The sequence below is a fragment of the Microbacterium sp. AISO3 genome, assembly GCF_002204305.1.
Taxonomy (GTDB): domain Bacteria; phylum Actinomycetota; class Actinomycetes; order Actinomycetales; family Microbacteriaceae; genus Microbacterium; species Microbacterium arborescens.
The window spans coordinates 1-395 of sequence record NZ_NHRF01000169.1 but is presented as its reverse complement, the minus strand read 5'-3'; the positions used below and the strand labels follow the sequence as shown (position 1 = coordinate 395).

General features: G+C 68.9%; 1 protein-coding gene. It reads right to left on the bottom strand.

The genetic code is table 11. The features are described from left to right. Nucleotides 1-395: hypothetical protein (locus CBF90_RS18500; RefSeq protein WP_172407901.1), on the bottom strand; the 395-nt coding region annotated here is incomplete at both ends.

Below are 395 nucleotides of genomic sequence, written 5' to 3'. Positions count from 1 at the left end.
GCTTGAAGGCGACGGTGCCGGTCAGGTCACCGTTGCTCCTCGACGGGCCCTCCGAGTCACCCTTCATCGACAGCACCTTGAAGGACAGGCAGCCGTAGTCGAAGAGCCAGTCGGTGCTGGCCGACTCGTCCTTGGCCTGGCGACCGGGGTCGGTGTAGTTGTCGACCCAGCCCTTCCCGAAGTCGGAGAAGGCGTTGCGCCCGTCCACGGCCTTGAACGCGGCATCGGCGAGGTCGGGCGTGTCGTTGCCCGGCTCGGGGACCGAGTCGAGCACGTGCTGCGCCGGCGGGTTGTCGGTGCCGGCGTTGCCGTAGCCGTGCGCCTCGTCGGTGTAGACCAGGGACAGGCCGGGCTCGAACGTGATCGGGTCGCGGTCGATCTGACCCCTGCCGTCG